This window comes from Clostridium sp. ZBS2 (genome assembly GCF_023845855.1).
Classification (GTDB): Bacteria; Bacillota; Clostridia; order Clostridiales; family Clostridiaceae; genus Clostridium; species Clostridium aquiflavi.
The window spans coordinates 374,753-401,421 of record NZ_JAMQIF010000006.1 but is presented as its reverse complement, the minus strand read 5'-3'; the positions used below and the strand labels follow the sequence as shown (position 1 = coordinate 401,421).

The window sequence follows — 26,669 nt, the reverse complement described above, 5'->3', positions numbered from 1 at the left end:
TCACCTCTCATCCTCTGCAAGCCAAGCTTTGATAATTTCAACCACTTGCTCTGGCTTATCTGTGGCATATTTTTTAATTTCATTTTCCATATGAGTTTTTTCATTTTTAGTCTCAAATTCTATTGGTTCAAATAATTCTGATTCTTTTTCATCCCCAACTACTACATCTAACAATTGAGTTTCATCATCATACTCATCTTTAGCATTTTTTCTTCTCTTTTTAACTAAAATAACTATTATTATAATTAAAGCTAATAATGCTATAGCACCCATAATTATATATTTTTGCATTTCCTTTTGTTTAGCTTCTGCATTAAATGCATCTGTTTGGTTTTGAGCGTCTTCTTTTAGACTTGGATCAAAATTCATACCTAATACAGAAATTTGATCTCCTCTAACAGAATTAAATCCAATTGCATTAGATACTGCATTTTCAATAGCCTGTTGCGTTGCTGCGTCTAAATTTCCATCAACCACAACTGAAGCTGTCATTCTCTTAACTTCACCTGGCGCGCTAATAACCTTAGTTTCAGTTTTTCCAATTTCATAGTTATTTTTTTGTTCTTCTCTTGTTGAATTAGAATTTGTATTATTTTTATTATCTGTAGTGTTACTTATATTATTATCAACGGGACTCTCGCTAATGTTCCCATCAGTACCATTATTATTAACTTCTTTAATTGTTTGTTGACTTACAACTACTTTATTAGGATCAAGAACTGTTTGTGTTTGTTGCTTAGAATCAAAATCTAAGTCTACATTAATAGTAGCCTTAACCTTGTCTTTACCTATAACAGGTTCTAATAAGCTTACTATTTCCTTTTGTAATTTACTTTCATAATTTTTTTCTAAAGAATATTGCTTATCTAACGATTCTGAGCTCATCATCTCATTTTCATCATCATTTAAATTAGCTGTAAGTAAATTCATCTTATCATCTATGACTTCAATATTTTCTTTAGGAATATTTTCTGTACTACCTGAAACAAGTGCAACTATTGATTTCACTTGATCTTTAGTAATTTCGCTTCCTGTCTTTAACTCTAAGTATACAGCAGCCTTTCCTGGCGTACTTTCCTTAACAAAAACTGAGTCTGTAGATGGTGTTATATGAACTCTTGCACTTTGTACTTGAGAAAAACTTTTTATTGTTTTTTCAAGTTCTCCCTCTTGCATTCTTAACTTTTTAACTTTAAACTCCTCGTCCGTCATTCCAAAAGAACTTCCACTATCCATTAATTCATATCCACTACTTCCTGATTTCAATTCAGGAGCTAGTTCTAGCCTTAATTGATCTACCTTATCATTAGGTACTAAAATAGTATCCCCTTGTATTTTGGTTGTAACTTTTTGTTCATTTAGCTTAGCGAGTATAGTCTGTGCATCTTTGGGATCAAGATTTGAAAACAAAATTTGGTACTTATTTGATGATGTGTAAATTACTGTACTTGCAATAGCAATAATTACAGCAACACAGGATACAAAAATAGCAATTTTTATTTTCTTGCTTTGAGTTTTAAACTTTTCCCACAGCCCTTTGACTTTTTCTAAAAGTTTATTCATTTATCGTAGCACTCCTCACTTCAGTTACAATTGCATTTTTATTAATTCTTTATATGATTCCACTAAATTATCTCTAGTTTTAACTAAGAATTGTAATGCTAAGCTTGCCTCTTCTCCTTTTATCATAACTTCATCTATATTTACATCATCACCTTTAACAAAAGCATTGGTGTAATTATCAGCTTGTACTTGTTTTGTATTTACATCACTTATACAATTTTTCAATGTTTCACCAAAGCTCACATTGTTTTCTTTATTAGATGTAACTTCTTGTCCATTTTTATTATTTAAAACATCAAATTTATTGTTAAATAACACTTGTTTTTGGTCAAACCCATTAATAATCTTCATTCTTATTTACTCCTTATTTACCAATTTCTAAAGCTTTTGAAAACATTCCTTTAAGTGCATTTAATGTTTCTACATTGGCTTCATATGATCTTGTAGATACCATCATATCCGCCATTTCATTTAGCACATTAACATTAGGCATAGTTACATATCCTGTTGCATCCGCATCAGGATGAGTAGGGTTATAAACCTTTCTAAGTGGTGATTTATCCTCTACGATTTTCACTGGTTTAATTCCTGCCATTTTTCTATTTTCATCAAGTGCTTCTTGAAAAACTGCTATTTTTCTAACATAAGGACCACTACCATCTGCACTTCTTGTGGTACTTGAATTAGTCATGTTAGATGTTATTGTATCCATTCTTAATCTTTCTGCTGAAATACCTGTGGCACTTATTTGCATAGATGTAAATGCATTCATAAATTATCCCTCCTTTACTTTATAACAGTTTTTAAACTATTAAATTTCCCATTTAATTTAGTAATCAAAGCATTGTATTTTAATGTATTAGCAGCTTGATTAACTTTTTCAAGTTCTAAATCTACATTGTTATCATCAGTTCTCATACTAGTATTTTCTTCTCTTACGACTTCTATATCGCCATTTAAATCATTATTTCCTCTTAAATGTCTAGAATTTGTAATTTTCAATGATAAATCCTTTGTATCTGAGCCATTTTTTAAGTTTTCTTCAAAAATTACATTGAATTTCTTATATCCTTTTGTGTTTATATTTGCCATATTATTAGCTATAGCTTTTGACCTTGCATTAGATGCTTTAAGTCCATCTTTGATCAAATTATATGTATCATATGATTTAATTGAATTTATAGGCATGTGTTTCCCCCCATAATAATTTCTTTAATAATTTAAATAGTTATATTTTACCCAATAATAATACATTTTTTATCTATTTAATATAATTATAAAATAATAACTATATTTATGCTACATCTTTTTTTACTTTTAATCCAAATTATTACAAATATTGCAATATTTTATTCTAAATATTTTGCATTTCCATAAATCCATATTCTATTATACTATATATAAAATTGTTTTTAACTACTTTTTTTGAAAACAATTAAATATTTTATAAAAATTTCATATTTCAGTATATTTTATTGAGAAAACTATAACTTTTTCACCTTTTCTGTCATATTCATTTTTATTTAATATAAGACATGTATTTCATATTTTTTATCTAGTGTTTAATTTTAATTAATTAATCTAATCCAAAATAAAAAACCACCCCTAAAGAGTAGTTACATAATGAAATTAATTATATATAAAAAAACATATTAATTAAATTAATTGCTTTTACATAGAATTAATTAAAACAAAAAGTATATTATACCCTTCGGCAACTGGCTGGCATAGATTGCTCCTTAGCCCCTATAGCTTTGCGTCACTAACTTTAATTAGTTTTGCCTATTCAATTGTATTACATATTACAACTATATTATAACCTATTTTCCATGATTTTTCAAAATAAAACAAAATTTTTTTAAAAATTTTTTAATAAAATTTCCAACAATATATTTTGCTTTTTAATTATATAAATAAAAACGCCTTACTTAATATAAAAATCAATATAAAATCAAATTTATTATTAAGTAAAGCATATAAATATAATATTTATTTATCTAATATTTTTTAAAACATTCAATGCATCTTGTGGGAAATTATTACTTTGAGCAATTAAAGAAATAGATGATTGTATTAATATTTGACTTTCTGAAAACTTAAGCATCTCAAATGCAATATCCGCATCTGCAATATTACTTTGAGATTTTTCTAATGACATACTATTTTCAGATATAGCATCTCCCGTCCCCTCAAGTCTTAATTGTATTGCTCCGTACTTGCTCCTAGCACTAGATACAGATTGTATAGCTGTATCTATTATATCTAAAGAATTACCTATATTATCTTTATTTGTTACATCTAAAAGTTTTTTACCAGTATCATCTTTGAATCCTAACCCTTCAGCTGTAAGATTAAACTTAGGTAGAACTGTAAGTTCATCTTGTAAACTTCCTATCATAGAAGTTACTGCTCCATCTTTAATAGTAGCCTTATCTTCATTTATAAGTTTAACACCATTAAACTCTGTATTTTTAGCCATATAATCTAAATGATTTGTCAACTGATCAATTTCCTTTTGAATTACTTCTCTGTCTTTAGAAGTTAATGTTCCGCCTCCTGCTTGAACTGTTAACTCTTTAACTCTGCATAAACTGTCATTCATTTCTTGCATAGCACCATCAAAAGTTTGAATCATAGAGTTAGTATCTTCAATATTCCTTTTTGCTGCTGCATTACTTAAAACTTGTATCTTAAGCATTTGGCTTTGAGTTATCTTATTAGGATTATCCTTAGCTGAATTAAGCTTAAGACCAGAACTTATATTGTTAACAGCAGAAGAATTATTTGTAAGTTGCTTTTTATAGTTATTATATATATTTGCAGAAAACATATTATGACTTAATCTCATTTAATCACCACCATTTTTTATTTTAACAATATTTAGTTATCGGTTTTTATCATAAAAACTTTATGTTTTAAATTTACATTTGCATCTATCTGGAAATATTTACACCCCAGGGGTGATTTATAAAAAACAGATAAGATTTTTATTTTTATCTCATCTGCCATTTATATTTAAACCTCAAACTTTTTTTATCCCAAAGACCTTGTTCAAAACATTTGTAATTCGTTCAGCACCTCTACCATCAACAATACATGTACTCTTTTTACTCATTTTCCTTCTTTTATTAATATTCTTATTTAATTCTAAAATTGCATTACACAAAACTTCTTTGTTAAGTTCATCATACCACCCTAAATATTCTATAGCACCTTTACTTTGTAGATTTATAGCAACTTCCTTTTGATTATCTGCAAGTACTATTCCTATTATTGGAACTCCACACGCTGCAAATTCATATAATGTACTTCCACATGCAGAAATAGCTATATCACATTTTTTCATCAACTTAACCATATTAGCATTAAAATATAAATTTACATTTTTCGTTTTTTCACTTAATATTATTAATTCTTTAATATTGTCTTCTTCAAAAGATGGACCTATTACAACATGAAATCTAAATTCTAACTCTTGTATATAATTACATATAATATTCGTAAGTCCTTCAGAATCTGATCCCCCTACAGTTATCATAATATCCGCTATTTGTGGATTAATAACCTTTTTTTGAATGTTTCTAAATTCTTCTCTTAACATAGTATATTCAGTTCCTAAAAATAATTTTGTATTTTTATTTACCTTATAGAAACATTTTTCTGCTCCAATATTTTGATTAATTATAAAATTTACATTAAAGTAATACAAATTCATATCATCTATATATCCAGTAACTTTAAAAAATTTCTTAGTAATATTAAAGTACTCCTCATTCACATCATAACTATCTGTGATTAAGCAATCTGCATTAACTTTGCATAATTCTTCAACAAAAATACCTTCTTTTATAGTTACTACATTAAATCCTTCAGATTTAATCTTGTCTATACCAGGTTTGTACTTATTAGATGTTAGATAATCTATTCTACATACATAAAAAATATCATTGATTTTTGCTAATTCTTTAGCTAAAACTAATGTTCTCATTATATGTCCCATCCCTATTTGAGAACCACCATCCGCTCTTATTGCTATTTTCACTTAATCACCTGACTCCACATATCCCCATTTTAAAGGTGTCCCTTTTTCAAAATCTCCATTACATCTTTTTCCTATTACATCCTTGATGTACTTAGGATGTAATCCAAATCCTGGTCTTATAGATTTAACATTTTCTTCTGTAAACTTTTCTCCTGCTTTAATATCCTTTACTATAAATAATGATCTACTGAATTCTCTATTCTTCAAAGCTTTATCAGATAATGTATAATTTACTTTTCCTAATGCCTTTTCTATATCTCTTATCGATGATACCATTTGTGCAAATTCATCTATATTTAGTGAGAATGTAGAGTCCGGTCCTCCCATTTTTCTATCTATTATAAAATGCTTTTCAATCACTTTTGCACCTAGAGCGACTGCTCCAATAGGAACAGTTATACCTAAAGTATGATCTGACAATCCGCATAAAACATCAAATGTCTCTGCCATATTAGGTATAGTTTTTAAATTCATTTCTTCTAATTTAGATGGATACGCACTAGTACATTTAAGTAAAATTACTTGGTCATTTCCAACTTTTCTACATACACCTACTGCATCTTGTATTTCTTGAATAGTTGCTATTCCAGTTGATATTATAACCGGCTTTCCTTTTTTAGCTATATATTCAATTAATGGTATATCCGTAATTTCAAATGATGCAATTTTATATGCTGGAACATTTAATTCTTCTAAAAAATCAACAGCTGATTTATCAAAAGGTGAAGAAAAACATATAATTTCTTCTTCGTCTGCAACCTCCATTAATTCTTTATGCCACTCCCATGGAGTATATGCTTCTTTATAAAGCTTATGTAGAGTAGTTCCATCCCATATAGTTCCTTGTTTAATTTGAAAATATTCATTGTCACAATCAAGAGTTATTGTATCAGCAGTATATGTTTGCAATTTAACTGCGTCTGCACCAGCTTTTTTAGCTTCTCTTATCATTTTTTTTGCAATCTCTATATCATGGTTATGATTTGCAGAAATTTCTGCTATGATAAATGACCTATGGTCATTTGATATTATCTTATTTTTTATCTTTATGCTTTTCATACTTATTCACCTTTTTATAATTCTTATTTTTCCAATAATTATGCTAAATATATAAACTATATTATTAATTTAAAATATCAAAATCAACTAACTCCAACACTTTATCAATACACTTAACAAAGTACTTATTATCGATAACTTCAATAACTCCTATTAAACTTAATGAAATTTTTTCACTCGCAATTTTAATTTTATTAATAATTATTTTTCTACCATCTTTCAAATAAGAATATGCGCCTGGATAAGGATATGATTGAGCTCTAACAAAATTAATTATTTGATTTGAGTCTTTAAGAAAATCTATATAGCCCATTTCAGGTATTCTTTTTCCATAATAACTTGCATTATCCTCATCTTGCTCTGTTCCCTTATAGTTATTATCTATTTTTTTTATTGTTTGTATTAACAATTCAGGATATTCTTTTTCAAACTTTTTTAATAAATCATATCCAGTTTCATAATTTTCAATCGTTATTTTTTTTTGTTCTATTATATTTCCTGTATCTACGCTTTCTTCTATAAAATGAGATGTAATGCCCGAATACTCTTCTCCATTTATTATACTCCAAACATGCGGAGTTCTTCCTCTATACCTTGGTAATAATGAACCATGTATATTTATTGCATATTTAGGAATAGTAAAGATTTTTTTAGGAATAATATATCTATAATTTATGCTTATTAAATAATCTAAATTCATATTGCGAAATTGTTTTAAAAATTCATCAGTATTCTTTCTAGTATCTTTATATGAGTAATCTATATTATTTTTAATTGCAAATGTATCTAAACTTTCCTCTCTAAGTTCCTTATGTGTAAGCAGATAACTTATCTCATAATCATTATCTAATAATTTTTCAATACATTCTACTCCTAATTTACCAAATCCACAAAATAAAATTTTTTTCACAATATTCTCCTTAATATAATTTTTTTTGTTCTATATTTTCATTAATACTTACTATTTGAGGATTTTTATTTAAAAAATTTACTACGTCTTCTAATAAAAAATATCCATTTTCCTCAAACAAAGCTTCATATATAGCTTTTATAACTTGAAGATCCTCTTCTGTATCTAGCGTTACTCTATATTTTGAATAATCCTTAGAATTCTTATATGATAAAATTCTAAACTTATTATTTAAATCATATAAATATGGTGTTACATGTTCTCTTTCATAATCTTTTTTGGCATTATTATATACTTTTTCTAATGCGTCAAATGAAAAAATTTCTACATCATACCCCCTTGGATAAGTTCTATCTATTGTATTACTTATATAATCAATATCATTACTCTTATCTAAATACATATCAATCATATCCTTTAATATTTTATAATCTAAACAAGGACAATCACTTGTTACTCTTATAACTATATCAGCATTGTTTTCTTTAGCAGCAAAATAATATCTAGAAAGAACATCGTTTTCTGATCCTCTAAAATATTTAACTCCAAGCCTATTAGCTTCATATAAAATTCTATCATCTTGAGATTCTACAGTTGTCGCAATAACTATCTCATCAATATTAGGTACTAATTTTAACCTATTCACATCATGCTCAAGTACTGTTTTCCCGCATATTTCTTTAAGAACCTTGCCTGGTAATCTTGTAGAACCAACTCTAGCTTGCACTATACATACTACTTTCACTTAAACTCCCTACCTTAACTTATTTAATTATTTAACTATAAAACCTAACAATTCCACTTCTTTTCTTAATTGCTCTATACTAAGCCATTTATTATTATTTGATGAGTTATATTCAAATCCATCTTCTATTTTTTTGCCACCTGCAGTCATAAATAGTTTTGAATTCCACCAATCAAAATTAGGGTAAATTATGTAATGTTTGTCATATTCATAAGTCATTCTAGAATCGTCACTAGTTATCATAACTTCATGAAGTTTTTCCCCTTCTCTTATTCCAACTTCTTTAATATCAATTTCCTTACACATAGCTTGCGCTAAATCTGTTATTTTAAATGACGGTATCTTAGAAATATATGTTTCTCCACCTTTCGATTCATTTAATGCCTTAAATACTAAATCTACACCTTGATCTAAAGTAATCCAAAATCTTGTCATTCTAAAATCAGTTATAGGTAAAACTCTCTCCCCTTTATCTAACAATTGATTAAAAAATGGAATCACTGACCCTCTGCTTCCTGCAACATTACCATATCTAACTACAGAAAATATAGTTCCATCTCCACCCGAATATGCATTTCCTGAAATAAACAACTTATCTGAAACAAGCTTTGTTCCACCATAAAGATTTATTGGGTTAACTGCCTTATCTGTTGATAAAGCTACACATTTCTTAACTCCTTTGTCAATACAAGCATCAACTATATTTTGCGCTCCATGAATATTAGTCTTGATAGCTTCAAATGGATTATATTCACAAGCTGGAACTTGCTTCATAGCTGCTGCATGAATAACATAGTCAACATCCTTAAATGCTCTATATAATCTATCTTTGTCTCTAACATCTCCTATAAAAAACCTTAGTTTATTCACCTTATCTGGAAATTTTGTAGTAAAATCCTTTTTCATCAAATCCTGCTTAAATTCATCTCTTGAATATATAATTATTTTTTGAGGATTATATTCAGTTAATATTCTTTCTGCAAATTTTTTACCAAATGATCCTGTTCCACCTGTTATCAATATATTTTTATTATTTATCAATTTTAACCCTCCAATTACTAGTCGTTTATAAAATTTCTTTTTTCATATTCTTTAATCCTTTTATAATAACTATCAAAAAAACTTTCTTTTATATAAAATTTTTCAGCTATAAATACAGGTATGGTAAATCCTCCAAATCCTCTTTTAAAATCGCTAATACTTTTATCCTTTTGGGTTGGAAAATATCCTATAGTATCATTATAATCCTGTATTCCTAAATCTATATATTTTATATTTAGTGATTTTAAATATTTTATTGCTTCCCATATCATAATATGAGATATTTCAAAATCAAACTCTTTATAATTCTTTGACTTGCAACCCATGGAATAATATGCAACATCTTTATAGTAATGAAACAGTATATAACCAACTACTTCACCATTGTAAGAAGTCTCTATAAGTATTGCATGATTATTTACTATCCATCTATAAATATTTTCGAATGTGTTTTTAGGTCTTGTAACTTTCCCTGCAATGTTAAAATAATATTTCATAAACTTATGCACATCTTCATCATTTATATTCGTATAATCTATTATTTTTGAAGTTAAATATCTATCTGCTTTGTTAATACATGATTTAAATCCTTTATTAAATTCAGAAAAAATACCTTTTTTATCTTTTAAAATAGATATCATAGAAGTTTGTCTACTAATATCTAGAAAACCATTATATCTTAAAAGATAATTGTGCTTATCAATGCTTTCAATATAAGTAACATTTTGATATGGAATGATCATTTCAATTTTTTCCACATTAACATCTAATGCTAATCTATCTATAGTCTCTATTATTAAGCTTAATGTTTTCTGTCTAGTTTTTTTATTTAATTTATCACTTATTAATGGTGCTAATAGTGGACCTCCTCCATAAGCCAAATATTTTTTTTCTTCACATTCTTCAATAAAAACAACCATTACACCAATTACTTCTTTATTATCATTTAATACAAAAAAAGATTTATTCGTAGCAGTAATATTAAAATTTGAATTAATGTTATATTCAATTACATTTGAAGTATAAAAGAAAGTTCCATTAGAATTTTTGTAGCAAAAATCATCCCATTTATCATATTCATCTATATTTAAAAATTTTATCTTCAACTAAACTCTCCTATTTCTTAATGTATTAAATATGCCAGTTTGATCATATGAATCATTTTTATATATTACTACGGTATAATCAAATGGCAAATAATCGCTTTTTAATAAAACTTTTTTTGAATATTTATAAGCAATATTTAATATTTTTTCTGGATTGACATAATAGAAGTCTTTATCTTTAAAATTTACTCTCTCTGTAAGAAAGTTAAAAGCAATTGCTTCCTTACACATATCCATAGCCTTTTCAATAGTATTATGAATTAACTCTAAATTATCTATTTCGCTAGATTTTATATTAAAAATTCCGGATTCAACTATGTAATCATATTTTTCATCAAAATCTTTGTTTAAGAAATCACAACATTCGAATTTAACATGTGAATTACCATATTTTTTTTCAGCAACATTAATAAATTCTTCTACTATATCTAAACCACAGTAATTGTAATTATTATTTTGTTCTTTTAATAATTTATTTAAGTCACCAAATCCGCATCCAATATCTAATATAGATTTTCCTTCTATAGAAAAGGAATTTATAAGATTTTCAAATCTTATAAATTGTTTTTCTTTTGTCCATAAAACCGCCTCTGGAGAATACCCATTACTCTCAAAACTTTTCTTATATTTATTTTTTAAATATACATTTCTATTTACTAATTTGTATTTATCCACTTTATAACTCTCCTATATTTTCCCATACTTTTCTAAATGCATTAATCACATCATCCATGTCTTCTTTAGTCATGGATGGAACTATAAATTCATGAGTCATTAAATCTTCAAAATGCATTTTTTCACACGTTGGACAAATTCCTTTGCTATAGTTTAGTTGTCCTTTATACATTGGACATTTAAATGGGCATCCTGTTTCACCATAACCTACAAGTTTTTGATAAATTGGTTGTAAATATAGTGGCCTAACATAACCACTACTAAGTTTTACACCTTCATTTTCTCTCATTTCAAAAGGAGTTAATTCGGCATTTACAGCTTCAATAAATCTTTCTCTGCTTATTCCTGCAATTTCTTTTTTTAACTTAATGGCATGAACATAAAAAGCATGCTTACAACCTTCTCTAGTTTCCGGAATTTCGATACAAGGAATTTCAGACAATTTCTCCGATATATATTCTACATTCTTTAATCTTGCTTCTAATAAATTATCTAATTTCTTCAACTGTTCTCTTGCAATAGCAGCTTCTATCTCTGTCATTCTATAATTAAATCCAATCATATTAACAAGATTATTCACACCTTTAGCTTCTACAACGGCTTCTGCATGATTTCTTATAAGCATCAATCTCTCAGCTAATTCATCATTATCAGTTACTATTATTCCACCTTCACCACAGTGTATATGCTTGTGATAATTTAATGAATATATTCCCATATCACCTAAGGTACCTGCATACTTTTCTTTGTATATAGCGCCTGGTGCTTGTGCTGCATCTTCTATTACTATTAAATTATGTTTTTTTGCAATAGCATTTATTGCATCTGCATCATAAGGCTGACCCATAATGTCTACAACTATTATAGCTTTAGTTCTTTCTGTTATTTTTTGTTCTATAGATTTAACATCTAAGCAAAAATAGTTTTCTTCAATATCTGCAAATACTGGTATTGCATTATAAACTAACGCTGCTGAAGCTGAAGCTGTCATCGTATAAGGAGATACTATAACTTCATCACCGGGTCCTATTCCTGCTGCTCCTACTGCACAATATAAAGCTGATGTAGCTGAATTCACTGATATAGCATATTTTACTCCAAACTTTTCAGCCCATTCTTTTTCTAATGCTTTTACTTCCTCTCCACCATAAAAATCTTCATGCCATGTTCCTAAAAATCTTGAAAGTTTACCTTTATTCAATACTTTTTCAACTGCCTCTTTTTCTTCTTTTCCAATTGGATTATATGCGGGAAACAACCTTTCCCTTACTTTTTTACCACCATTTATAGCTAATATCGACATATTATTTCCTCCATAAAATTTATTATATTATCTATAGCACCTTTTTGTATCTTAAATTCATATCCTTCATTTTTATCATTCATTACAAATTTTTCAATTTTTTCTTCCAATTCTTTTGTATATAAAATAGACTTCACCGCTCCAATTTTATCTAAAATAAAAGGATTATCTCGATTTAAACCCATTTGCATACTAATTATTGATTTTCCTAGTGCTGCACTTTCTATTAAAAACATTGATGACATACCACAAATTAAATTTGAAGTGCAAATTAACTTAAACCCATCTAACTTCTTATCTATTAAAATTGAAATATTATCATTTATATTATCTATAAGATCATTATAGTTATTTTCATCTTCTTTAGGATGTAATCTAATAATTAGTCCTATTTTTCTGTTAGTCTTTTGTCTAACTTGATTTAATACATTAATAAATTCTTTAAAAATACTTCTTTCACTATATCCCCAATAATGTTCTGAAGTGTCACTTTCACCATAAGTTTTTGACAATGGTTCTGATGCATAAGTTATTATATAGTCCTCCATATCGAATCCAATAATTTTTCTAAAATCTTTTATAACTTTATCACTAATTGTTTCTTTTTTACTTATAAGATAATCAAAATACGGCTGACCTGAAATAAGTATCTTATCTTCGGGTATTCCTTCTTTAATCATCTGTTCTTTGGAGTAATTATCCATAACTAAAATTTTATAAGGTAAATAAATATGCTCTTTTTTCTTTTCATACTCTTTTAATTGACTAACACCAAATTTTGAAAATCTTAGTCCATAATTTATCCATTGATCTAATATCGCAAAAGATGGTATTTTTAATCTTTCAGCACATTTCCATAAATATTTTTCAGTAAAGTCATCTGCACTTGTTCCTGTTATTAAAAAATCTGGAGCTTCTTCTAATAAGAATTTATATATTCCATCCTCTGAAATATAACTTAAACTACCACTAATATCTATACCTTTCAAACCATATTGCTCATATCGATTTAATGCTACATCTTTACCATATATCTTTACATTATATCCTTCTTCTTTTAATTTTTGGTATAAAGGTACTACTGTATTTGCTCCTCCTGGATCTCTTGAAAATAGCAATACTTTCTTATTCATACTTAATTCATCACCTTTAATCTTTCACAAATCTCCATATCCTTATATCCATCTTCTAAAACACAGTTTAATTTTTCATTATATATCAAATTATTATATATATTTGTAACTGCATTTAACATAGCCTTATTTAATTCAGTTTCATATTCTTTTTCTTTAAATAAATTTTTATATCCACTAAAAACTTTACTATCTGACACACTATACTCTTGAATTTTAAATCCAGAATCAATTATCTTTATTCTCTTCTTTTCAAATAATAATTCTAATTCAAAAATAGTGTAATTATAATATGGTATATTTTGCATAACAAAATCGCCACCATTTTCAAAATTCAAAACAGCAGATACACTTGGATCATCATCATAAAAATCATAACTATGGTTTATAACTTTAAAATCCTTTATTTCTCCAATTAAATATCTTAGTAAATCTATTAAATGTGATCCATTATGTAAAACTCCTTTACCATAATATCCACTTCCACATAGAAATTTTCCATAGTTCCCTTCCAAAATGCTATCTTTTAATATACTAAATTCAGCTACAAATCTTCTTGAATAATTTACTAAACATCTTATATTTTTTTCTTTATATATTCTAATTATTTCGTTTGCCTCATTTATATTTTTAACTAAAGGTTTTTCACAAAAAACTAATTTTATTGGGAAATTTGATATTTTTTTCAGTATACTATAATGATAATTATCTGGTACGCATATTGATACTACATCAATATCATTTTCACTAAATGCCTCTTCAATTGTTGAAAAATAATTAACCTTCCATAACTTCGCTGCTTCTTCGCCCTTCTTTTTTGAAGTTTCCACAAACCCTAAAAGATTAAATCCTTCTATCTTTAAAAAAGCATGTGCATGTGTAAGTATATTTTCTGAAGATGGATTATCAAAAAATGCTCCTATATTTCCTGCTCCCACAATTAAAACATTATACTTTTTCCCCATGTTTTTCTTGCCACTCTTTCTGCTCCCTAAACGGGTTTTTTCTATGCGTATTTTCTAATTGTTTTATCATTTCAGAATTTTTAATTAATAATTCAACTACATCTTGTGCTGAAAAATCTGAATCTTTAGTATATAATATTTCATAAATCTGTTTTATAAATTCATAATCTTCTTTTGTATCTAGGGTAATTTCAAATTCTGGATAATTCATCTTTTCTTCTGCTTCCCAATTTATTAGCCTGAATTTTTCTGGATTCGTATAAATATAAAGAGATACGTGCTCGTGATCAACTGGATTTTTAGTAAGTTTATTAACCTTTTCTAAAATTCCAACAGGAAAAACTTGAGTATCGAAACCTCTTGGAAATGTTCTTTTCAAAATATTGGATGCATAATCATACTCTCCAGAAAAAAATATTTCAAGAAGTTTATCTACATGTCTCCAATCTATCATAGGACAGTCACCTGTAATTTCAACAATTATATCTGCATTAACAGATTTTGCACTTTCTAATACTCTTAAAAGAACATCATCTTCACTACCTCTATAATATTTACATCCTATTTCTTTGCAAAGCTCTACAATTGAATTGTCTTCCTTATTAACGGTTGTAGCCACTATTACATCATCTATCACTTTGCTTCTTTTTAATCTTTCTACAATATGCTGTAAATTAGGTTTGCCGCAATATTCCATGAGAACTTTTCCTGGAAGTCTTGAAGATGTCATTCTTGCTTCTATTGTAGCAACTATTTTTCCTTTGTCCTTATACATTTCTATCATCTCCATTTTACGAATAATTTTATTAGAATAAATATTATACATTATTAAATTATTTAACACTAATTACAACTTTATTAATAATTGGCTTTATTTCATATCTCAAAATATCTGCTTGTAATGTATAATCCTTAGCTTTTAAACATTTTTCCATTTCAACAAACCAACTATAAATCTTTTGGATATCAATAGCTATATTTTCTTTAGTTGAAACATTTATAATATAATCAAAATCTATAAATATTTTATCCAAAATTTTCATTGCTTCATCAAGTTGATTTGTTATTAATTTTTCCCAACATTCATCTATATTATTTACTACAGAAGTAATTTTTGTCTTTAATTCACTATTAATACTCATCACTTTCTCCTTTAAGGATTTCATATCTATATGCATTTTCCATTATTAGAAGTTTATCTAGTGTATAACAATATATACTTAATTCTTTTTCTATTTTATTTTTTTTAGAATATATATGTTCTGCACTCTCTACTACATCTCTTATTATATATTTGTATAATTCAATTTCATTAAATTCTTTTTGTTTTTCCTTTAAATAATCTAGTTTATATTTTTCACTTGAACTACTCTCTAATATTCTTATTAAATCTTTACATATTTTTATAACATTATCTATATCACGTCCAACAACTTTTATAAATTCATCTATTAAATCATTGTCTGTATTTAATACATGTTCTTTATAACACTCATCAATTATACTTTCTATATTATATTCTTTGCTCTTACTAAGTATATTATCTACATACTCATTAAAATCTATATTTTCTGCTCCCTCGATATTTAAACCTAAAGAATTTCCATTTAAAAATTTAATATTTGAATTTAGTCTTATGCAAAATTCAACTGATTGTCTAGTAGCTAAAAATGCAGGATCTGTATATACATCTTCGCCTTTTGCATTTTTAGTTTTTATATATCCATCTTTTTCAAATTCGCTACTCATATCTTTAAAATCATCTGCACTATCAGCATAATTTTTGCCATTACTAAAACAATAATCTTGTCCTAATAATATTATAGGATTACATCCTAGTCTTGCTAAATTATAAACAATAGAATTTGCTACGGAAGGTCCTGAAAACAAATTATACTTTTCCCATAACAATTTGTCACTTATAAACTGATCCATTACTGTTGTATTCATTAAAAATTTATTTCTATTAAATAAATCAGGTACAGTATGACATACCATAGTCGAATACATAAGTGCTGAGTCTTTGTTTAATTTTAAATTTTTAAATAATTTTTCCTCTGAAATCCAAGTATCTATAGCACCTAATAAATGTCCTTTAATATTGTTATTATCTAAAACTTTTACTCCTGTTCCAACCGGGGCAATTATTGCTTTATTACAAACTTTCTTTAAATGTTCTAAATTGTAATTTAAAGATGGACCTGCGCCTACTATTATAGCAGGTATGTTTTCAAATTTAGAATGTAATTTTGTTATAGGACATGTTTCCTTTAAATATTTTAAATTTATTATATAGCTTTGAAGCCATGGTCTATGAGAACTAAGTTTTGTGTGAATATTTACCCTATGAAGATTTAAAATTTTTCTCATATCCTTTATTAACTTTATAATTAATTCACTATATAAAATTTCATATGCTGGCAAAATAACGAATTTAACATTTACTGTCTTTTCACTTTGTACTAGATTATAAAAAAAATTACTTATATCTTCACCGTTATCACCCAACATAAAATGAATATTATTATTATTATTAAAAATAGTTTTTATATCTATACTGTTTAGAGCCACTTTAAAAATTTCACTATCTGGTTCAATGATAAAACATCTTTTACCATTACTATTTTTCACTATTTCTCTTGTTTCATAACCTAGCCCCATACCTATTATAAATATAATATCGCTGTTATCATTTAATGCATATTCACATATAGTTCTAGCTTGTGTTTTAGTATTATACCTACTATGTATTGATATATATCCATTTCCATTCTTTTTAATTAATGTATCACTATTATCTTTAGCTTTTATTACTTCTACCGTATTTATGTCTACTTCGGATATTTTATTATAAAGATCTAAATTAAGTTCTTTTAAATATTGCATATTTTTTTTATAAATCTTATTCATAAACAGTAATCCCTTCAATTATATGTTATTTCAAAAAAAGCCAGCTAAAAGCTGGCTTTTTGATATTATTACTGGCTTTTATAATTATCTTAATAATTGTAAAACACCTTGTGGTTGTTGATTAGCTTGTGAAAGCATTGCTTGTGCAGCTTGACTAAGAATATTATTTTTAGAGAAATTCATCATTTCCTTAGCCATGTCAACGTCTCTAATTCTTGATTCTGATGCTTGTAAGTTTTCACTAGCTGTTCCTAAATTATTAATTGTATGTTCAAGTCTATTTTGAACAGCACCAAGTTTTGATCTTTGAGATGAAACTTTTTCAAGTGCATTTTGAACTGTTGATATAGCAGCATTTGCTGAATACTTATCATCAACCTTAAGAGCAGTTCCATCATTAGCTTTTAATCCTAAAGCTTTTGCTCTCATATCGCCAATACCAATTTGCATAGTTTGACCTGAATTAGCACCAATTTGAGCTGTTATTGAGTGACTTCCATCAGTAGTTTCTGCTTCTGTCTTATTGAATACTAATGTAATACTTTCTCCAACTTTCATATTAGTTCCTATACCTGTTGCGTCAAATTTAATATCTCCACTAGTTATTCCAGCAGTACCGCTTATTGTGATTCCATCAGCTGCTATTGTAATGTTAGTAGCATCTAATTTTGCTCCTGAATTATTACGGAATTCATATTGTGCAGTTCCGCTAGCGCCAACTCCTGTTTTAGTTATACTTACAGCGCCATTAATTTGTGTAGCATCTTTTAATGCAGTCACAGTAGCAGCATCTGTACCAATTTGTATATTACCAACAGAACTATTATTATTAACTGTTACTGTTCCATCAACTTTACCATTAACTCCAACAACATCACCATTTAAAAGTTTCTTAGTATTGAATTCTGTTGTATTACCGATTCTATCGATTTCATCTGCTAATTGGTTAACTTCTTCTTGAATAGCTTTTCTGTCAGTATCATTGTTAGTATCATTTGATGATTGAACTGATAATTCTCTCATTCTTTGAAGAATTGAGTGAGTTTCATTTAAAGCACCTTCAGCTGTTTGAATCATTGATATAGAATCTTGTGAGTTTCTTCCAGCTTGATCTAATCCTCTAATTTGTCCTCTCATTTTTTCAGAGATTGCAAGACCTGCTGCATCATCTCCAGCTCTGTTTATTCTTAAACCTGAGCTTAATTTTTCCATTGATTTTCCTGCTGTACTTGTGTTTCCTGTCATTTGTCTATGAGCGTTCATAGCGTTCATATTGTGATTAATAATCATAATAAATTCCTCCTTGAATTTAACTGGACATCCATGTCCTTAATTTTTTATTTATTTAAAATTAAAGCTTTTGACTTTAATATTTAAAACTTATTTGTTTTATTAAATGTTTATATTTATTATATCGTTTGACCTATTATTCACTTTATAGTTTTTAATAAAATATTTTTATAAATTATTTAACACTTTCAAAAGCAAACTAAATCTTACTACATATTATATCGCACGTAAATTATAATACTTAACATCTTTTAAACTATTTTATCTAAATTTATTCCTTTTCCAGGTTCAACAGCCATATTATCCATCATTTCTGTCATTTGATCAGCAACTTGTTTTTCTGAATTCATTCCAAGCTTTAAAACAGATAATTGAACTGCAGTTTTTAAAGTTCCTTGATTCATAGAAATTGACATTGCTCCTATATCCATAAATATTTCACCCTTTCTTTTATTTAATTACTCTGACCACCTTTGCTTATGCATACACCAATAAGTTACTAAACAGAATTTTTTATTTAGCACTAAACCCTTTTTGAAAAAAAGTTGCTTCCTCTATTAACATTAGCATAGCCTAAATTGGCTTGTTTTTTAGCAGCTATTTCCTGTATTTCTTCTTTAACAGATGACATTTTTTCTTTTAAAATATTTTCTAACTCTTTGTCTAATACATCTAATTTCTCTTTTGAATATATTTTTTTTATTTCACTTTTATCTAAATCTAAAGCTAAAATCTTTTTAATAGCATTATCTCTTTTTTCAAATAAAGAAATGTCTTCTTTATCATTTTTTATTGAATTTATTATTTCTAAAGTTATTTCTCTATACTCATTAAAAATATCTATATTCATATTTTTAGTTCATTCCCAACTGTGACATTAAATTAGATTGTTGTGAATTAAGTTTATTCATCATTTTTTCAAGAGTAGCATATTTAGAATATAATGCTTGTTCTCTTCTTGAAAAACTCTTTTCCATATCTTTTATCTTCTTTTCATAATTTGTTATGTTCTTACTAAGTTCATTAGTCGAAAATGTAGAAGTCCCTTCAAAACCAGCCTTCTTTAAAAGAGGAGAACTAGTACTTTTTCTAAACTCCACATCTATGGTATCTTTTAACTTAAATAATATACCTGTTTGATTTTTTCTTTTTCTTATCTCTTCAGATGATAACCCTGCTAATTCTTCTTCAGTTGGAGATGGTGTAGTAAATAACTTCATAACATTTTCTGTATTATTTTCCAAGGCTGTTGTAAGTGCATCCTCATCTATTGTAAATGTTCCATTTAAACTTCCTGAATAGTCTTCAACTGGTTTTATTCCCACTTTTTCAAGTTTCAATCCACTATCTTCCATTAAAGTTCTCATAGATTCCTTCATAGAATTAGCTATTCTTGTAATATCAGAATCTCTATATAATTGACCTTTTTCAACTTTTTCATTCCAAAGCTTAATCTCATTTTCTGACATATCCTTCTTTTGATCTGCTGTAAGAGGATTATAGCTTCTATCATGTTTAGTGCTGACAGTGGTATTCATTTTTTCTATAAGCTTATTATAATCATTTACAAATGCTACAATCTTGTCCTTTAATTCTTTCGCATCAGTTTTTCCTGTTATCCTTATTGCATTTCCATCTAGCGACTTATTGTTAAATGTAAATGCTACATTGTCTAAAGTCACAGTGTTGGAATTTCCCTCATGAGTATATATATCCCCCCTACTGTTCATTATCTCTATCTCAGCACTCTTACCTTTCCCCTCTAAAGCATTCACTTTATTTCCACTTTCACTAGTGATTAAAAGCGAATTATCACTACTGTCAAGCGCTACTAAACTAAAACTTTCTTCTCTTCCTAGAGCTTTTGTTTCAAACACTATACCTTTAGAAAATTCACTATATTGTGCTGTAACATCAGATCCTTTACCTTTTAAAGCTTTATTCAAATTTTCAACCAGTTCATTTTTAGCTTTAGAACTTAATTCTCCATTAGAATCAAGTTCTTTATTTGTAATAGCAACAATAACATCTTCTTGCTTTATTGTTCCATCTTCATTCTTAACTGGATTTCCATTTTGGTCTTTAACAGTAATTTTTAAAGATATCTTATCTGCATTTTTAATATCATCGCCTTTTAATGTAACTTTAGCAGATGTAGCTAACTCCTTTATGTTTACACTATAATTTTCAGCTTTTGCACCAGCTTGAGCTTTTACAGTAACAGCACCCTCATCACTTGATGTAAAACTTACAGATTTATAATTACTAGATTTTAATAAACTATCACTTTTAACTATATCTAAATGTTTATTAAAAAAGTCTGTATTGTCTTTTATAACATCCCTATATAATTTTTGTTTTATCTCAACAACATCTTTCTTTTGTGTCATTTGATCTACTTTTATTCTATAAGGTTTCATGGAATTCTTGATTATTTCATCCATATCAAGGCCTGTTGCAAGTCCTGTAATTCTCATTTCACTTCACTCCTTTTTTTATTATGCTCTTTTAGATTTCTTTTCAGCTTCATGCCATATGTCTCTTACTTCTTCAATAAGAGGTATAACTTCATCCATTGTTTTAACATCTTTTTTTAAGTTTACCTCAAAAAGTTTTTCATTTATGAATCCATAAATATTAAACATATTTACTGCCCATTCCCCAGCATTTGTATCAATTGATGCTCTAAGTTCAGTAAATATATCTTCTGTTTTTACTATATTTTCATGTGATTTCTTTACATCATTATCAATTATAGCTTGTCTCGCTATTTTAGAAAACTTAACTGCACCATCAACTAACATTAATAATAATTGCTCCTTTGATGCATAATTAACACTATTAGTTTTATAAGCAGTATATCCATTAGAATACATTGATTTTTCCTCCTACTTCTCTATATCTAAAAATCTACCTTTAGAGTTTGTTTCATTTAAATTTTCTACTTTTTCTACCTTTACATATAAGTTTTTTACATTACACCTTATTCCCTCAATTGTAATGTATTTCTTTGGGGATTTTTTATTTTTATCTTCTGTTTCTTTATGACCCTTATCTTTATTTTCGTCTTCTTTTAAATCTTTCTTTATACTTATATGATTATTTCCATGTATCTTATCAGTCTTAATTTCTTCTTTTAATTTATCTCTAATATCAGTGTCAACCTTATTAAGCCTAAATTCCATCTCAATCCCCCCTAAGATAATTAAGCTTTCTTATCTAATAATCCAAATTGCTTGCACATACTTGCAACCATATCTAGTATTTTCTTTGGAGGAATTTCCAAAATCACTTCTTTGGTAGCATCATCTACTATCTTTATCATTATCGCTTTTAAATCCTTATGTACAGAATACTCTGCATGTGCTTTATCATCTTCTAAAAATTTATTTAATTTTTTAAGTGATTTATCTAATTCTTCTTTGCTGTAATCATTATCTAAGGAATCAGATTTTTCTACTTGTTTTATCTGTACATCATTGTTTGCATTTTTAAATTCTGATGTAGCACCTTCAATATCATTGTTAATAATATTAACTTGTCCTATATGATTAATATTCATTTTTATTCACCCTCAATACCTATTTAATTTTTTAATAATTTCTTTTAAATATATTTAATAAATAAAGTGTCATTGTAATTCGACTATACTCATTTTTAGTANNTTTTATATTGGGAGCAAGCTTAAATGGGACTATACTCATTTTAGTATTCCTAAGTTCAATTATTCATTCTACTTTACCTATGGATATATCAACACGCTATTAAAACAAAGCTAAAAAAATTACTTCTTTAATCCTTTTAATAAATTTACATCTATACTCACAGCTTTTTTATTTTCTTCTTTAACAGCTTCATATAATTCTTTTCTTAATATAGTTGTTTCCTTTGGTGCATTTATTCCAAGCTTAACACTTCCATCTTCTAGCTTTAATACTGTAATTTCAATATCCTCACCAATCATTAAAGACTCATCTTTTTTTCTTGTAATAATCAACATATTATCACTCCTCTATTAAAAGATGTTTTATTTTATAATCTAAGTTATCTAGTATTATTTGTTCCCCTAAATTATTAGAAATATTTATAATTATAGGTGCCTTTAAGTTTGTAGTAATTTTTTTTGGATCAGAATTTAATGTTACAGTAGTTAATAAAATAATATCATTTTGATTTTTTACATCTAATTTATTAATTTCTTCATCACTTAACTTAATTTCATAATCATTAAAAAATTCAAAAGGAGACACTACAATAAAGCCTGTATTTTCATCTTCTAAAGATTGAAGTAATTTAAAAGGTTCGCATTCTTTTAAATCAACTAAAATATATTCTTTCAAATTTTCAAATCCTAAAATTCCTTTTCTTAAAGTAATTTTATCTTTTTCTTCATATTCTATATTTCCTTGTACCTTAGAAACAAATACCATAGTTTATTCCTCCTATTTTATAAATAGTCTAATATCGTTGCCGGAAGTATTTTAGCACTAGTTTGAAGTGCTGCCATATATACTGTTTGCATTATTGAATACTGTATCATTTTTTCCGTAAAATCAATATCTTCAGTTTTTGATAAAATATCTGTCATATCTAAATTTTCTGATTCATTCTTGTCTTGAGCAGATTCCATTCTATTTTGCATAGCTCCAACTTCTGATCTATTTTGAAGTAAATTTTTAATTATATCATCAACTTCGCCAAGACATTCACCAGTTATTTTAGACTTATCTCCACCAGCTCCAAGATTTGTTATAATTTTATTTAATGTATTCATAACATTAGTTCCATTGCCTTCTAAAATATCAACTGCATTCTTATTATAATTAATTAAAACACCTTGAGAAACTTCAACATTTAAATCTGATCCTATTTGATCTAATGCATCAAAAGATGGCACCATAGATACTGCACTACTTAAACTCTGATTAGAAGAAAAACCGTTTGAATCTAATACTGCTTTAAATGCATTTTCCAAATCATTTCCTTCAAGTGGTTTACCATCAGCTGCAGTAATTTTAACTGGTGCTAAATGTTCTTCTTTAGGATTTGCAGGATCTGTATTATTTATAATTGTTATTTCTATATTGTCGCCTTTCTTTTCCATGTTTTTAATAACTTTTGTGTTGTCATCACTCTTAATTTGATTTGTAAGTTCTATTTTCACTCCATCTGTAGTCTTACTTACAGCATTTCCATCCTTATCAGCATAACATAATTCACCATTAGAATTTACCATTATAGGCTTAGATGTACTTTTAGTTCCTCCAAATATATATACTCCATCAAAGTTAGTATTTAATATTTGACCCATTTCATTAACTCTTTCTTTAATTTCATCTTGTATGGCTTTTTTTTCATCAGGACCATATCCACCATTACCAGCTGTAACTAAAAGTTCTCTCACCCTTGCAAATACATTTCCCATTTGATTTAATGAAGTATCTGTTGTATCTAACCAATTTGAGATATCTTTAATATTTTCGTTGTATTGTTTATTAGCTCCAATTTCCGTATACATTTGCATTGTTCTTGAAACTTTATATGGATTATCTGATGGTCTACTTATTTCTTTACCTGATGATAATTGATTTTGAATTTTTTGTATATGATTCAAGTTTGTTGTCATATTACTTTTGTAATTTGAAGCTAACATACTTGTAGTTATTCTCATAATCTTCGCCTCCTATTTCTTAATATAAATATACTTCTTTTCATTTTTTTCATTTAAAATACGTTCATATATAAAAAGTAGCTACTCCATACGTTTTAGTTGAGAGTGGATAATTGAGAGTTGAGAGTTTTGGTTGAAAGTCTTAAAGACTTTCTAATAATATATATTTCAAAATTTCAATAACGAATCTTTTCCTTACCTCTCCACTTTCCACTCTCAATTCTCAACTAAATTTCTAAAGTTCTAGCTTTCATCAGACTTTTAAAATTTTATAAATTCATATACACCCAACTATCTCTTAAGTCCATTTATAACAACCTCAAGTAGCTCATCTACTGTTGAAATTATTTTAGCATTTGCACTATATGCATGTTGAAATTGTATTAAATTAGTCATTTCTTCATCTAATGAAACTCCTGATGTTGATAATCTTTGCATTTCTAAGTCTTTTAATATTTTACCTTGACCACTTACATTTCTACTTGCAGTCTCTGCATTTACACCTAATGTATTTATTATTTCTTTATAATAAGCATTAATTGTAGAACCTTGTGCACTACTTATCATATTTATTCCATCATCAAAGTTTACCTTTGTATTATTAAAGAAATCATCTCTACTTTTTATATCCTTAGAATTAGATAAATTCATCTTTACAGTTCTAAGACTCGCAATTGCAAGTGCTCTATCACCATTACCTTCACCAGCCTCATCTTTACTTGAAGCATTTAATAGTGATACATTTTTTAATACATCTTTATTAATCGTTATATTTTTGGCACTTATGTTTTTTTCTAATGCCTCATTTTTAGCTACGCCAGTCAACCCTGTTACATCTGCATTGTTAGTAAAGATAAGTTCATACTTGTCAGTTGGTGTTTTACTTCCTGTTTGAATTGCATTAACAGAATAAGCAAGTCCTACAGCAATTCTATCTAAATCAGCCATATATCCCTTTATAGTATCTTGTACACCTTGATTACCTGCTATATCACCTTTTATATGTTTATTATCTACAGTATTAACATCAACATCTAATTTATGAGTTTGTAATATCCCCGTATTTATATCTAAGTCTTTTTGTTTTATAGTTTCTCCATCTTTTAAAGTTTTTGTATTGTATTTATATGTCGGTGGTATAGTTGGAGGGGTAATTTCAGCACCTTTTTCTCTTACAGTAACATTTCCATCTTTATCCGCTGTTAATACTCTATTTTGAGTTAAAGATTCTGCAATTTTCTTTGCTTCAGTTTCGTCTGCACACTCAATTGTAACAGTTTGCTCTTTAGCATTTAAATTTCCTAGTGGATGATACTGTAATTTAACTGTAACCTTTCCAGCAGCATCCTTTTCTACTTCGGCATTCTTAACATAAGAAAATCTAGTGTATCTTTCATCTGTTGGGCTTGAATTAACTAAATTGTTAACAGGATTTTTATCATTTTGATATCCTTCTAATTTTAAATCTATAGCTTCTTTTTCTTTTCTATCAACTGTTATTCCAAATTTATAACTTAACTCATCTAAAAGATTGTCTCTTGCATCCATTAAATCGTTAGGTTTTTGACCAACCGCACATACACTTGCTATTTGCTTATTTAGTTCATTTATTTGATCTAAATAATTATTTACATCCTTAATATTAACTTGTAATAATTCTTGCGCATCACCTAATTGTTTATTAAGTTGCGTATAAGTATTATTTAATGCATCTGATAATGATGATGCTTTTTGAAGTGCTATGGTTTTAGTTGATGAATCATGTGGCTTTTTAGATAATTCTTGGAATGAATCAAAAAATTCTCCTAATAATTCTTGTATTCCTGAATCAGAAGGTTCTCCAAATATGTTTTCTACGCTGTATAAAAATTTATCTTGAACATCATAATTTCCAAGCTTACCCTTTTCATGTCTTACTTGAAAATCAATAAAAGAATCTCTTATTCTTTCTATTGATGAAATTTCTGCTCCTGTACCAACTTGTCCTACTGTACACGTATCAAATCTAGACATTCCTCCAAAAGGTCTTGTAGTTGTTGCTACTGCCCTTTGTCTTGAAAATCCAACCGTATTTGCATTTGCAATATTATGAGACGTTGTATTTATTGCTCCTTGTTGTACATTTAACCCTCTTTTTCCCACATTAAATGTATCAAATAATCCTGCCATTCATATTCCTACCTTTCAAAATTCCTACATCCATGTCTTTTTTATTCCCCATCCATGTTTTTAATTATCTATATTTTGAATATATGT

General features: G+C 27.3%; 29 protein-coding genes and 1 riboswitch. All 29 genes read right to left on the bottom strand.

Features of this window, described 5'->3' with window-relative positions; genetic code table 11:
• The 29 genes from fliF to flgK all read right to left on the bottom strand — a co-directional run bounded on the left by fliF (nucleotide 1) and on the right by flgK (nucleotide 26,582).
• Complete coding sequence (fliF, locus tag NG918_RS04410) at nucleotides 1-1,563, bottom strand: flagellar basal-body MS-ring/collar protein FliF (RefSeq protein ID WP_252224828.1); 1,563 nt, start codon at nucleotides 1,561-1,563, stop codon at nucleotides 1-3.
• Nucleotides 1,564-1,587: 24 nt separating this feature from the next.
• Nucleotides 1,588-1,914: a flagellar hook-basal body complex protein FliE gene (fliE, locus tag NG918_RS04405; protein ID WP_252212652.1), complete on the bottom strand. Its 327-nt coding sequence runs from the start codon at nucleotides 1,912-1,914 to the stop codon at nucleotides 1,588-1,590.
• 13 nt (nucleotides 1,915-1,927) lie between these two features.
• The gene (gene flgC, locus NG918_RS04400) at nucleotides 1,928-2,335 is read right to left on the bottom strand and encodes a flagellar basal body rod protein FlgC (protein ID WP_252212653.1); all 408 of its coding nucleotides are present in this window, start codon (nucleotides 2,333-2,335) and stop codon (nucleotides 1,928-1,930) included.
• A 14-nt stretch (nucleotides 2,336-2,349) separates the two neighbouring features.
• On the bottom strand, nucleotides 2,350-2,751 hold the full coding sequence (gene flgB, locus NG918_RS04395; protein ID WP_252224824.1) for a flagellar basal body rod protein FlgB: 402 nt from the start codon (nucleotides 2,749-2,751) through the stop codon (nucleotides 2,350-2,352).
• Nucleotides 2,752-3,273: 522 nt separating this feature from the next.
• Nucleotides 3,274-3,356: riboswitch (cyclic di-GMP riboswitch) on the bottom strand.
• 200 nt (nucleotides 3,357-3,556) lie between these two features.
• The gene (locus NG918_RS04390) at nucleotides 3,557-4,411 is read right to left on the bottom strand and encodes a flagellin (protein ID WP_252212655.1); all 855 of its coding nucleotides are present in this window, start codon (nucleotides 4,409-4,411) and stop codon (nucleotides 3,557-3,559) included.
• A gap of 174 nt (nucleotides 4,412-4,585) precedes the next feature.
• Nucleotides 4,586-5,605 (bottom strand): UDP-2,4-diacetamido-2,4,6-trideoxy-beta-L-altropyranose hydrolase, encoded by a 1,020-nt coding sequence (pseG, locus tag NG918_RS04385; protein WP_252224820.1) that lies wholly within the window; start codon nucleotides 5,603-5,605, stop codon nucleotides 4,586-4,588.
• Entirely contained in the window at nucleotides 5,606-6,664 is a 1,059-nt protein-coding gene (gene pseI / locus NG918_RS04380) for a pseudaminic acid synthase (RefSeq protein WP_252224817.1), read from the bottom strand.
• Between the two features lie 64 nt (nucleotides 6,665-6,728).
• The gene (locus NG918_RS04375; RefSeq protein ID WP_252224814.1) at nucleotides 6,729-7,574 is read right to left on the bottom strand and encodes a formyltransferase family protein; all 846 of its coding nucleotides are present in this window, start codon (nucleotides 7,572-7,574) and stop codon (nucleotides 6,729-6,731) included.
• A gap of 10 nt (nucleotides 7,575-7,584) precedes the next feature.
• Nucleotides 7,585-8,319, bottom strand: coding sequence for a cytidylyltransferase domain-containing protein (locus NG918_RS04370; RefSeq protein ID WP_252224811.1), 735 nt, complete (start codon nucleotides 8,317-8,319; stop codon nucleotides 7,585-7,587).
• A 27-nt stretch (nucleotides 8,320-8,346) separates the two neighbouring features.
• Nucleotides 8,347-9,360, bottom strand: a complete 1,014-nt coding sequence (gene pseB, locus NG918_RS04365) for a UDP-N-acetylglucosamine 4,6-dehydratase (inverting) (RefSeq protein WP_252212661.1) — start codon at nucleotides 9,358-9,360, stop codon at nucleotides 8,347-8,349.
• Between the two features lie 17 nt (nucleotides 9,361-9,377).
• On the bottom strand, nucleotides 9,378-10,466 hold the full coding sequence (locus NG918_RS04360) for a GNAT family N-acetyltransferase (RefSeq protein ID WP_252224807.1): 1,089 nt from the start codon (nucleotides 10,464-10,466) through the stop codon (nucleotides 9,378-9,380).
• Nucleotides 10,467-11,141, bottom strand: coding sequence for a methyltransferase domain-containing protein (locus NG918_RS04355; RefSeq protein ID WP_252224803.1), 675 nt, complete (start codon nucleotides 11,139-11,141; stop codon nucleotides 10,467-10,469).
• A gap of 1 nt (nucleotide 11,142) precedes the next feature.
• Nucleotides 11,143-12,444, bottom strand: coding sequence for a DegT/DnrJ/EryC1/StrS family aminotransferase (locus NG918_RS04350; RefSeq protein ID WP_252224799.1), 1,302 nt, complete (start codon nucleotides 12,442-12,444; stop codon nucleotides 11,143-11,145).
• Nucleotides 12,432-13,577 (bottom strand): glycosyltransferase family protein, encoded by a 1,146-nt coding sequence (locus NG918_RS04345; protein WP_252224794.1) that lies wholly within the window; start codon nucleotides 13,575-13,577, stop codon nucleotides 12,432-12,434. Before NG918_RS04345 ends, NG918_RS04350 begins: the two co-directional genes overlap by 13 nt.
• A gap of 2 nt (nucleotides 13,578-13,579) precedes the next feature.
• Nucleotides 13,580-14,542, bottom strand: coding sequence for a Gfo/Idh/MocA family protein (locus NG918_RS04340; protein ID WP_252224786.1), 963 nt, complete (start codon nucleotides 14,540-14,542; stop codon nucleotides 13,580-13,582).
• The gene (locus NG918_RS04335; RefSeq protein ID WP_252224777.1) at nucleotides 14,526-15,317 is read right to left on the bottom strand and encodes a cytidylyltransferase domain-containing protein; all 792 of its coding nucleotides are present in this window, start codon (nucleotides 15,315-15,317) and stop codon (nucleotides 14,526-14,528) included. Before NG918_RS04335 ends, NG918_RS04340 begins: the two co-directional genes overlap by 17 nt.
• A 58-nt stretch (nucleotides 15,318-15,375) precedes the next feature.
• Complete coding sequence (locus NG918_RS04330) at nucleotides 15,376-15,684, bottom strand: DUF8042 domain-containing protein (RefSeq protein ID WP_252224769.1); 309 nt, start codon at nucleotides 15,682-15,684, stop codon at nucleotides 15,376-15,378.
• The gene (locus tag NG918_RS04325; protein ID WP_252224766.1) at nucleotides 15,674-17,452 is read right to left on the bottom strand and encodes a motility associated factor glycosyltransferase family protein; all 1,779 of its coding nucleotides are present in this window, start codon (nucleotides 17,450-17,452) and stop codon (nucleotides 15,674-15,676) included. Before NG918_RS04325 ends, NG918_RS04330 begins: the two co-directional genes overlap by 11 nt.
• 84 nt (nucleotides 17,453-17,536) lie before the next feature.
• Complete coding sequence (locus NG918_RS04320) at nucleotides 17,537-18,742, bottom strand: flagellin N-terminal helical domain-containing protein (RefSeq protein ID WP_252224762.1); 1,206 nt, start codon at nucleotides 18,740-18,742, stop codon at nucleotides 17,537-17,539.
• Between the two features lie 251 nt (nucleotides 18,743-18,993).
• A complete protein-coding gene (locus tag NG918_RS04315) occupies nucleotides 18,994-19,173 on the bottom strand; it encodes a YjfB family protein (protein WP_252224759.1) in 180 nt (59 codons plus the stop codon).
• Nucleotides 19,174-19,265: 92 nt separating this feature from the next.
• On the bottom strand, nucleotides 19,266-19,592 hold the full coding sequence (locus NG918_RS04310) for a flagellar protein FliT (RefSeq protein WP_252224756.1): 327 nt from the start codon (nucleotides 19,590-19,592) through the stop codon (nucleotides 19,266-19,268).
• A gap of 4 nt (nucleotides 19,593-19,596) precedes the next feature.
• Nucleotides 19,597-21,219, bottom strand: coding sequence for a flagellar filament capping protein FliD (gene fliD, locus NG918_RS04305; protein ID WP_252224753.1), 1,623 nt, complete (start codon nucleotides 21,217-21,219; stop codon nucleotides 19,597-19,599).
• 21 nt (nucleotides 21,220-21,240) lie between these two features.
• Nucleotides 21,241-21,618, bottom strand: coding sequence for a flagellar export chaperone FliS (fliS, locus tag NG918_RS04300; protein ID WP_252212674.1), 378 nt, complete (start codon nucleotides 21,616-21,618; stop codon nucleotides 21,241-21,243).
• A gap of 12 nt (nucleotides 21,619-21,630) precedes the next feature.
• The gene (locus tag NG918_RS04295; RefSeq protein WP_252212675.1) at nucleotides 21,631-21,927 is read right to left on the bottom strand and encodes a hypothetical protein; all 297 of its coding nucleotides are present in this window, start codon (nucleotides 21,925-21,927) and stop codon (nucleotides 21,631-21,633) included.
• Nucleotides 21,928-21,947: 20 nt separating this feature from the next.
• Nucleotides 21,948-22,304, bottom strand: a complete 357-nt coding sequence (locus NG918_RS04290) for a flagellar protein FlaG (protein ID WP_252212676.1) — start codon at nucleotides 22,302-22,304, stop codon at nucleotides 21,948-21,950.
• A 222-nt stretch (nucleotides 22,305-22,526) separates the two neighbouring features.
• A complete protein-coding gene (gene csrA, locus NG918_RS04285) occupies nucleotides 22,527-22,742 on the bottom strand; it encodes a carbon storage regulator CsrA (RefSeq protein WP_252212677.1) in 216 nt (71 codons plus the stop codon).
• Nucleotides 22,743-22,746: 4 nt separating this feature from the next.
• Complete coding sequence (gene fliW / locus NG918_RS04280) at nucleotides 22,747-23,172, bottom strand: flagellar assembly protein FliW (protein ID WP_252224749.1); 426 nt, start codon at nucleotides 23,170-23,172, stop codon at nucleotides 22,747-22,749.
• 17 nt (nucleotides 23,173-23,189) lie between these two features.
• Nucleotides 23,190-24,413 (bottom strand): flagellar hook-associated protein FlgL, encoded by a 1,224-nt coding sequence (flgL, locus tag NG918_RS04275; RefSeq protein ID WP_252212679.1) that lies wholly within the window; start codon nucleotides 24,411-24,413, stop codon nucleotides 23,190-23,192.
• 291 nt (nucleotides 24,414-24,704) lie between these two features.
• Complete coding sequence (gene flgK / locus NG918_RS04270; protein ID WP_252212680.1) at nucleotides 24,705-26,582, bottom strand: flagellar hook-associated protein FlgK; 1,878 nt, start codon at nucleotides 26,580-26,582, stop codon at nucleotides 24,705-24,707.
• Nucleotides 26,583-26,669 lie beyond the last annotated feature (87 nt).

Bases quoted from the DNA above. Each gene is read 5' to 3' on its own strand.
- NG918_RS04315 (WP_252224759.1), bottom strand. From the start codon at position 19,173: ATGGATATAGGAGCAATGTCAATTTCTATGAATCAAGGAACTTTAAAA.
- NG918_RS04330 (WP_252224769.1), bottom strand. From the start codon at position 15,684: ATGAGTATTAATAGTGAATTAAAGACAAAAATTACTTCTGTAGTAAAT.
- NG918_RS04350 (WP_252224799.1), bottom strand. From the start codon at position 12,444: ATGTCGATATTAGCTATAAATGGTGGTAAAAAAGTAAGGGAAAGGTTG.
- NG918_RS04320 (WP_252224762.1), bottom strand. From the start codon at position 18,742: ATGATTATTAATCACAATATGAACGCTATGAACGCTCATAGACAAATG.
- flgK (WP_252212680.1), bottom strand. From the start codon at position 26,582: ATGGCAGGATTATTTGATACATTTAATGTGGGAAAAAGAGGGTTAAAT.
- csrA (WP_252212677.1), bottom strand. From the start codon at position 22,742: ATGTTGATTATTACAAGAAAAAAAGATGAGTCTTTAATGATTGGTGAG.
- NG918_RS04390 (WP_252212655.1), bottom strand. From the start codon at position 4,411: ATGAGATTAAGTCATAATATGTTTTCTGCAAATATATATAATAACTAT.
- NG918_RS04295 (WP_252212675.1), bottom strand. From the start codon at position 21,927: ATGGAATTTAGGCTTAATAAGGTTGACACTGATATTAGAGATAAATTA.
- NG918_RS04345 (WP_252224794.1), bottom strand. From the start codon at position 13,577: ATGAATAAGAAAGTATTGCTATTTTCAAGAGATCCAGGAGGAGCAAAT.
- flgC (WP_252212653.1), bottom strand. From the start codon at position 2,335: ATGAATGCATTTACATCTATGCAAATAAGTGCCACAGGTATTTCAGCA.
- NG918_RS04310 (WP_252224756.1), bottom strand. From the start codon at position 19,592: ATGAATATAGATATTTTTAATGAGTATAGAGAAATAACTTTAGAAATA.
- fliD (WP_252224753.1), bottom strand. From the start codon at position 21,219: ATGAGAATTACAGGACTTGCAACAGGCCTTGATATGGATGAAATAATC.
- flgB (WP_252224824.1), bottom strand. From the start codon at position 2,751: ATGCCTATAAATTCAATTAAATCATATGATACATATAATTTGATCAAA.
- fliW (WP_252224749.1), bottom strand. From the start codon at position 23,172: ATGGTATTTGTTTCTAAGGTACAAGGAAATATAGAATATGAAGAAAAA.
- flgL (WP_252212679.1), bottom strand. From the start codon at position 24,413: ATGAGAATAACTACAAGTATGTTAGCTTCAAATTACAAAAGTAATATG.
- NG918_RS04290 (WP_252212676.1), bottom strand. From the start codon at position 22,304: ATGAATATTAATCATATAGGACAAGTTAATATTATTAACAATGATATT.
- NG918_RS04325 (WP_252224766.1), bottom strand. From the start codon at position 17,452: ATGAATAAGATTTATAAAAAAAATATGCAATATTTAAAAGAACTTAAT.
- NG918_RS04340 (WP_252224786.1), bottom strand. From the start codon at position 14,542: ATGGGGAAAAAGTATAATGTTTTAATTGTGGGAGCAGGAAATATAGGA.
- fliE (WP_252212652.1), bottom strand. From the start codon at position 1,914: ATGAAGATTATTAATGGGTTTGACCAAAAACAAGTGTTATTTAACAAT.
- pseI (WP_252224817.1), bottom strand. From the start codon at position 6,664: ATGAAAAGCATAAAGATAAAAAATAAGATAATATCAAATGACCATAGG.
- NG918_RS04335 (WP_252224777.1), bottom strand. From the start codon at position 15,317: ATGTATAAGGACAAAGGAAAAATAGTTGCTACAATAGAAGCAAGAATG.
- fliF (WP_252224828.1), bottom strand. From the start codon at position 1,563: ATGAATAAACTTTTAGAAAAAGTCAAAGGGCTGTGGGAAAAGTTTAAA.
- fliS (WP_252212674.1), bottom strand. From the start codon at position 21,618: ATGTATTCTAATGGATATACTGCTTATAAAACTAATAGTGTTAATTAT.